Source organism: Terriglobales bacterium (assembly GCA_035573675.1).
Taxonomy (GTDB): domain Bacteria; phylum Acidobacteriota; class Terriglobia; order Terriglobales; family Acidobacteriaceae; genus DATMAB01.
Genome location: DATMAB010000014.1, coordinates 20,421 through 27,420 on the forward strand (window position 1 = coordinate 20,421; position 7,000 = coordinate 27,420).

A 7,000-nucleotide genomic window follows, 5' to 3' on the forward strand; every position below is an offset into this window, starting at 1 on the left:
GTCAAGAGAAAAATGAAGCAATAAGCAATTAGCGATAAGCGGCACGGGGTATGTCCCGGAGGGACAGAGTGAAAGTAGCCCAGCGATTTAAGTGTTGGGCTACGATGCGTCGTCCGCCGTGGGCTGACTGGAACGCTGGTGGAGGGGAAACGCCAGGCTTTCCCCGGCGGCGACGGGGCAGTGATGGAGGAGATGGGCGAGGGGGACCTGTTCCCACGCTATCGGTCCAATAGCGGGATCGCCAAGGGTGGGGGCCAGGCCCTCGCAAGTGGGCGACCTGTCTACAGTTTGCCGCCGTTAGCTAGGGCAACGAAGTCCTCAAGCGCCACGATCTCCACGAGCCCCTGATAAGGGATGTACCTCTTCAGCTCGCCTTTGACAAAAGCGTCCCTTAACTTCCATCCTCGGCCACCCAAGACTAGGTATGCCTTCTCATATGTACCGCTACTGTCTCGTACCGCTTTCATGAGGCAGATCACTTCGAAGGGCACTTTCTGCTCAGCCGTTCCTCCGACTTGTTGCCACTTGAGTGAGACCAACAGATTTCGGCCAGCTTTGGTGGCAATCGCATCGACTTTGTGCCTACCGCCGCCGATTCGGTTACCCACAGTTTTTTGCGTCTCGCACGCATATCCACCCTGTTGGAGGGACGGCAGAATCATCCGTTCTAGAACGTGCCCTGTTCGGGTATCACGCGGCGTCATATCAGTGAAGGGGAGGGGGTTGAGAAACGATCCGCAGACGAAGCCCTTCGGTCGTCAGGCTGGACCGCGCCTAAGTCCAATTCACTGCGCAATCTCTTGAGGGCGACATCTATCCACTTCCGATCTATCTCGATTCCCCGAAATCTTCTCCGCAGTCTGAATGCTGCCACAGCGGTCGTGCCACTACCCATGAAAGGATCCAGTACGACGTCTCCCTCATGCGAGGAGGCTAGGATGATTCTCTCAAGAAGCTGTAGTGGCTTTTGTGTGGGATGTTTTCCGTAGATCTTCTCTGACCGCTCTGGCGCCGCTATTTGCCAGACACTTTTCATCTGCTTGCCGCCAGCCAGTTCCTTCATGAGTTTGTAGTTGAAGACATGCTTGGACTTGCGGTTTTTCGAGGCCCAGATAATGGTTTCGGTCGCGTGAGTAAAATACCGGCACGAAAGGTTGGGCGGCGGATTCGGTTTTACCCAAGAAATGTCGTTCAAGAGCTTATAGCCCAGTTGCTGCATTGCGAATCCAATAGAGTGGATCACGTGGCTTGTTCCACTAACCCAGATACTTCCATTCTTTTTGAGGATTCGCTGACATTGACCTAACCAGCGCAGATTGAATTCGTGATTCCCATCTGGTCCGCGGGAGCGATCCCAACTTCCCTTGTTCACACTGACCATTCTCCCGGCGTGGCACGAGATGCCTCCATTCGAGAGGAAGTAGGGTGGGTCAGCGAAGATTAGGTCGACACTGTCATTCGGAATAGCGGCGAGCAGCTCGAGGGCATCACCCTGGAAGACCTTGATACTGTGCTTAGTGTCGTAGTGGATCGGTTCCGGCAGCCTTGGTGTCACCGTTCCTGCACTCAGCTGATCATCCGGCCGCACTCGATTTACGGTAGACATTCGGACGAGCTTTTCCTCACCTCTTAGCTCTTGGTGCTGCTCATCCTAGCACACGTCTGTAGACCCAGCGATCAGGCATTCGTTGTAGAAGGTGCGGCTCGTACAGACTGGCCTCCGGGTAACCTCTGCGTGGAAAGCCTTTCCCTACTTCGGATACTCGTAGACCCCGCGCCCGCTTTTGCGGCCCAGGCGGCCGGCCTTGACGTACTGCACCAGCAGCGGGCAGGGGCGGAACTTCTCTCCCAGAGATTTGTGCAGGTATTCGAGGATGTGCAGGCGCGTATCCAGGCCGACCAGGTCCACCAGCTCGAACGGACCCATGGGGTGGTTCAGGCCGAGCTTCAGGGCCTTGTCGATGTCGGCGGCGGAGGCCACGCCCTCCTGCAGCATGTAGAACGCTTCGTTGCCGATCATGGCGTTGATGCGGCTGGTGATGAAACCCGGCGACTCTTTCACCACCACCACTTCCTTGCCCATGCGCCGGCCCACTTCGACCGCGGCGGCGAGCGTCGGTTCGTCGGTTTCGAGGGCGCGCACGACCTCGAGCAGCTTCATCTTGTGCACGGGATTGAAAAAGTGCATGCCCAGGCATTTGGGCGCGCGGTAGGTGACCGAGGCGATCTCGGTGATGGAGAGCGACGAGGTGTTCGAGGCCAGGATGGTATGCGGCGGGCAGATCTTATCGAGCAGGGTGAAGATCTCGATCTTGGATTCAATCTCTTCCGGCACGGCTTCGATGACCAGGTCGGCGGCGCGCGCGGCCTCGTCCACGGAACCCGCGAACTCGATGCGCGCGTAAGCAGCGTCGGCATCCTCGCGGCTGACCTTGCCGATCTCGACGGCCTTGGCGAGGTTGGCCTGGATCTCGCTCTGGGCGCGGCGCAGGCTTTCCGGGAGGATGTCCTCGAGGATGGTGCGATAGCCGGCGAGGGCGGCGGCGTGCGCGATGCCCCGGCCCATCAGCCCGGCGCCGATCACGGAGATGGTGCGGATCTCAGCCCTCACTCGCTGCGCTCCAGTTGCTCGATCACGCTCAAATAATTGGGCTCGACCTTACGCATGTACTCGGCCAGTTGCTTTTTTTCTTCCGCGGTCATGAAGCTGAAGTTGGCGGTGATGCGCCGCAGCGTGGCGGCGATGTCGTCCACGTAGTTCATCATGCGAATGATTTCGCCGGTCACGATCATGGCAGGCTCCTTGGGCTCCGCGCACCAGCGCCGCGACTCGCGGGCTTCGCCGGGAATGTCCGGCGGCGCGGCGGGAACTGGCTATTGTCACTGCTGCCTGTGATTTAGTAAAGACGCCCCTTGCGCCCGCGCTAGAATGTTTTCGCCATGCTGCGCGACCGGAATCTGGTTCCGCTCTCCCGGCAGCACCAGCACGCGCTGGCCATGTGCGTGCTGATCCGCCGCGCGCTCAGTTCCGGCAAGGCCAGCATGGAGAAGTGGCGCGGCGAGCTGCGCGAGGCCTTTGCCAGCGAGATCGGCGTCCACTTCGTGGCGGAAGAAGAAGTGCTGTTCCCGGAGGCGCGCAACTTCCCTGCCCTGGCGCCGCTGGTGGAAGAACTGCTGCGCGATCATGCCGCGCTGCGCGACAGCTTCCAGCGCGCCGAACGCGGCACGCTGGACGCCAAGGAACTGGAGCGCTTCGTCGCCCTGCTCGACCAGCACATCCGCAAGGAAGAGCGCCAGCTCTTCGAGCAGATGCAGAAGCTCGTCCCCGCCGACCGCCTGGAAGAACTGGGACGCGCCATGCAGAAGCGGCTGAGCGGGCCGTCCTGCAAGGTGAGCTACTAGCCCCTAGCTGCTGGCTCCTGGCCTTTGGCTCTTGGTTTTTGGCTCTTGGCTATGCGAACGAGCAGAGGGTTGGGCCTCAGCTTTCCGGGCTGAAGCCCGAAAAAAATCTTGCCAGACGGGCTTTTACAGCGCGGCTGAAAGCCGCGCCCTTTGAAGACAGCGTCAATTCAGGCGCAGAAGTCCTCGGCGGCCGCGGGTGCGGCGGAAGGCGGCGCGGGGTCGCGGTCGGTGACTTCGGCGAGCACGGCGAGGCGGTCGGCGAGAGCCGGCGTGAGCGCATCGGGCAGGAAGCGCCAGGTCCAGTTGCCGTCGGGGCGGCTGGGAACGTTCATGCGGGCTTCGCTGCCCAATCCCAGCGCATCCTGCAGCGGGAAGAGGGCGAGCACGGCGGGCGAAGCCAAAGCGCCGCGGATGAAAGCCCAGTTCATGCCATCGGGATCGCGGCCGAAGTAGGCTTCGGCGTGGCGGCGCTCGGCGTCGGTGGCTCCGGATTGCCACCAACCGCGCACGGTGTCGTTGTCGTGGGTGCCGGTGTAGACGACGCAGTTGGTCTCGTAGCGGTGCGGCAGATAGATATGGGCGCCCGGGTTGCCGAAGGCGAACTGCAGCACCTTCATGCCGGGGATGTTCCAGCGGCTGCGCAGGGCGTGCACCTCGGGCGTGATGTAGCCGAGGTCTTCGGCAATCAGCGGCAACTCGCCGAGCGCGGCGCTGAGGGCGCGGAAGAGGTGGTCGCCCGGCCCCGACTGCCAGCGTCCATTGACGGCGGTGGGATCGTTCGCGGGAATCTCCCAGTACTGCTCGAAGCCGCGGAAATGGTCGAGGCGCAGGAGGTCGCAGGTGCGCAGGGCCATGCGCACGCGCTCGATCCACCAGTCGTAGCCGCGGGCGGCGAGCACCTCCCAGCGGTAGAGAGGATTGCCCCAGCGCTGGCCAGTCTGGCTGAACAGGTCGGGCGGGACGCCAGCGACCACATAGGGCTCGAGGTCGTCATCGCGGATGGTGAACATCTCGCGGTGGGCCCAGACGTCAGCGGAATCGAGGCTGACGAAGATGGCGGCGTCGCCCACCAGGCGGATGCCGCGGCGGCGCGCCTCGGCGTGCAGCGCGTTCCACTGCTCGAAGAAGAAGAACTGGATGATGCGGCCGACTTCGACGTCGGCGGCGAGATATTCGCGAGCGCGGTCCAGGGCGGCGGGCTGGCGGTGGGCGATGGCCGACGGCCAGCGGTTCCAGGCCTGCTCGCCGTGGCGGGTGCGCAAGGCGTCGTAGAGTGCGAAATCGTTGAGCCAGGCCGCGTGCTCGGAGCAGAACCGCTCGAAACGCTCGCGCTGGGCTGCGGCGGCCTTGGCGAGGAAGTTGCGCGCCGCCTCGCGCAGCAAGGGCAGCTTGCGGCGGCGGACGGCGGCGTAGTCCACCGATGGGGAAGGCGCGGGGAGGTCGCGCAGGTGCTCCGCGGTCAACCAGCCGCGTTCGGCCAGCCGCTCCAGGCTGATGAGCAGCGGGTTGCCGGCGAAGGCCGAGGTGGCCGAGTAGGGCGAGTTGCCGAGACCGGCGGGCGCGAGGGGCAGCACCTGCCACAGGCGCTGGCGCGCAGCCGAGAGGAAGTCGAGGAAGAGGTAAGCCGCCGGGCCCAGGTCGCCGATGCCGCCGCGCGAGGGCAGCGACGTCGGGTGCAGCAGGATCCCGCTGGCACGGGTGAAAGGCATGAGGAGCGGCTAGGATTTCGCCCCGGCGGCCCGGCTGTCAACCGAGAGCCGTGAACCTGGCCGTGGCGATTCGCTAGCTGGCGCCGAGGGAACCGGTCAGCCGCTCCAGCTCCTGCCGGTTGCGCTTGATCTTGCCTTCTTTCTCGAGACGCTCGACCAGAGCGCCGATGTAGACCTGCATGAGAGTGTCGCGCTTGCGGGCCAGCAGGCGGTCACGGATCTGGTCCTTCTCCTGCTCGAGGACGGCGGGATCGGGATCCTGGCGCTCAAGCATGGCGATGACCACGCCATTACGGCCGGCCTGGATGGGCCCGCTGATCTCACCCGGCTTGAGCAGGAAGGCGACCGAGGCGGGACCGGACATCAGGCCGAGTTCCGGAACCTGGCTGGAGGTGGTGACCAACTCGGAGGTGCGGACTTCGGCGCCGAGTTCGCGCGCTGCCTTCCGCAGGTCGTGCCCGGCGCGAGCGCGATCGGAAAGCTCGCTGGTGCGCTGCTGGAGGAGCTGCTGCGAGCGCTCGTTGCGGAAGTCTTCCTCGATGCGCGAGCGCAGTTCCTCGAACGTGCCGGCGCGTCCGGGCTGGATGCCGAGCAACTCGAACACGATGTAGCCCTGTGACATGCGCGCGATGGAGGGCGGCGCCTTCTCGCGCGCGTTGAAGACCGCTTCGGTGAAGGCGGGCGCAAAGCCGATACCGGGCAGGGTGTCCGTGCGGCTGAAGAATTGCGTGGTGACGGTGGCGAAGCCCAATTTGCCGGCGGCAGTGTTGAGGTCGGAGCGGCGGGCTTCGGACTCCAGGCGGCTGGCCAGCTCCTCGACCGCGCGCGCCGCTTTTTCCTCGCGGATGTGGGGCTCGAGCCGGTCGCGCACTTCTTCGAGCGTCTGCACGTGCGCCTGCTCGTGCTTCTCCACTTTCAGGATGTGGAAGCCGAACTGGGTCTGCACCAGGTCGCTGATCTGGCCGGGAGGAAGGGAGAACGCGGCGCGCTCGAACTCCGGCACCATGCGGCCACGGGTGACACCGTGATACAGCCCGCCTTCTTCCTTGCTGCCGGGGTCGTCGGAGTATTTTTTCGCCAGGGTGGCGAAGTCAGCGCCGGCGCGAAGCTGCTTGAGGATGTCTTCGGCTTTCTTGCGGGCCGTCTCGAGCGCCTTGGGATCCACTTTGCCGTCGGGGCCGGGGTCGGGAGTCTTCACCAGGATGTGGCGGACGTCCACCTGCTCGGGGATGCGGAACTGGTCGCGGCGGTCGTTGTAGGCGCGCTGCAGGTCCTGCGGCGTCACTTCGACCTTCTGCCGCGCCATGGCCTCGTCGATCTGCACGTAGCGCACCTGGCGCTTTTCCGGGATGGCGTTGGCGTAGCGCGCCTGGTTGGCCTGCATGTAGGCCCGCAGCTCGGCCTCGGTGGGCTGAATGCTCTTGCTGATGTCCTCCGGGCGCAACAAGGCGTAGTCGAAACGGATCTTGCGGTTCTGGCGCTGGAACTCGAGTTCGACCTCTTTCGCAGAAACGGAGGTGCCGCCGACGATGACCGCGCGCAGCTTCTCTTCCAGGATCTGGTTGCGGAGGGCCTGCTCCAGTTGCATCACGGTCATCTGGAAGTTCTGCTGGACGAAGGCCTCGTAGTTGGGCTGGCCGATGAACTTGCCGCCGGGAAAAAGCTGCGCGCCCAGGAAGCCGGTGCGCAGGGTCTGGCGGACTTCTTCCTCGGAGACTTGCAACCCGAGGCGGCGGGCCTCGAAGAGCATGACCTTGTCCACAACGAGGGAATCGGCGGCGCGCTGGATGAAAAACGGCAGCAACTGCGCGGGGATGTTGCGCTGGAACTGCTGGCGGCCGATGCGGCGGGCGGCTTCCTGCACTTCGAGGGTGGTGATCTGCTCGTCG

Annotated in this window: 7 protein-coding genes; 1 reads left to right on the plus strand and 6 read right to left on the minus strand. The window is 63.8% G+C overall.

Annotated elements, in window-relative coordinates; all coding sequences use genetic code 11:
* Positions 1-281: 281 nt before the first annotated feature.
* From VNK82_05460 to VNK82_05475, 4 genes are all read right to left on the minus strand, one after another.
* Complete coding sequence (locus VNK82_05460) at positions 282-704, minus strand: PD-(D/E)XK nuclease superfamily protein (protein HXE90395.1); 423 nt, start codon at positions 702-704, stop codon at positions 282-284.
* Entirely contained in the window at positions 701-1,606 is a 906-nt protein-coding gene (locus VNK82_05465) for a site-specific DNA-methyltransferase (protein ID HXE90396.1), read from the minus strand. Before VNK82_05465 ends, VNK82_05460 begins: the two co-directional genes overlap by 4 nt.
* A gap of 144 nt (positions 1,607-1,750) precedes the next feature.
* On the minus strand, positions 1,751-2,611 hold the full coding sequence (locus VNK82_05470) for a 3-hydroxyacyl-CoA dehydrogenase NAD-binding domain-containing protein (GenBank protein ID HXE90397.1): 861 nt from the start codon (positions 2,609-2,611) through the stop codon (positions 1,751-1,753).
* Positions 2,608-2,793 carry a hypothetical protein gene (locus VNK82_05475; GenBank protein ID HXE90398.1) on the minus strand — a complete coding sequence of 62 codons (186 nt, stop codon included), beginning with the start codon at positions 2,791-2,793 and terminating at the stop codon, positions 2,608-2,610. Before VNK82_05475 ends, VNK82_05470 begins: the two co-directional genes overlap by 4 nt.
* Before the next feature lie 147 nt (positions 2,794-2,940).
* Here VNK82_05475 and VNK82_05480 point away from each other — a divergent pair, with 147 nt between their 5' ends.
* Entirely contained in the window at positions 2,941-3,402 is a 462-nt protein-coding gene (locus tag VNK82_05480) for a hemerythrin domain-containing protein (GenBank protein ID HXE90399.1), read from the plus strand.
* Between the two features lie 167 nt (positions 3,403-3,569).
* Here the strand turns inward: VNK82_05480 and malQ are convergent, their stop codons facing one another.
* Both malQ and VNK82_05490 read right to left on the minus strand, forming a co-directional pair.
* Positions 3,570-5,111: a 4-alpha-glucanotransferase gene (malQ, locus tag VNK82_05485; protein HXE90400.1), complete on the minus strand. Its 1,542-nt coding sequence runs from the start codon at positions 5,109-5,111 to the stop codon at positions 3,570-3,572.
* Between the two features lie 73 nt (positions 5,112-5,184).
* Positions 5,185-7,000, minus strand: a 1,816-nt coding sequence (locus VNK82_05490; protein ID HXE90401.1) for a peptidyl-prolyl cis-trans isomerase, incomplete at its 5' end; no start/stop codon positions are given.

Coding starts and splice junctions, on each gene's coding strand:
- VNK82_05475 (HXE90398.1), bottom strand. CDS start 2,793: ATGATCGTGACCGGCGAAATCATTCGCATGATGAACTACGTGGACGAC.
- malQ (HXE90400.1), bottom strand. CDS start 5,111: ATGCCTTTCACCCGTGCCAGCGGGATCCTGCTGCACCCGACGTCGCTG.
- VNK82_05480 (HXE90399.1), top strand. CDS start 2,941: ATGCTGCGCGACCGGAATCTGGTTCCGCTCTCCCGGCAGCACCAGCAC.
- VNK82_05465 (HXE90396.1), bottom strand. CDS start 1,606: ATGTCTACCGTAAATCGAGTGCGGCCGGATGATCAGCTGAGTGCAGGA.
- VNK82_05460 (HXE90395.1), bottom strand. CDS start 704: ATGACGCCGCGTGATACCCGAACAGGGCACGTTCTAGAACGGATGATT.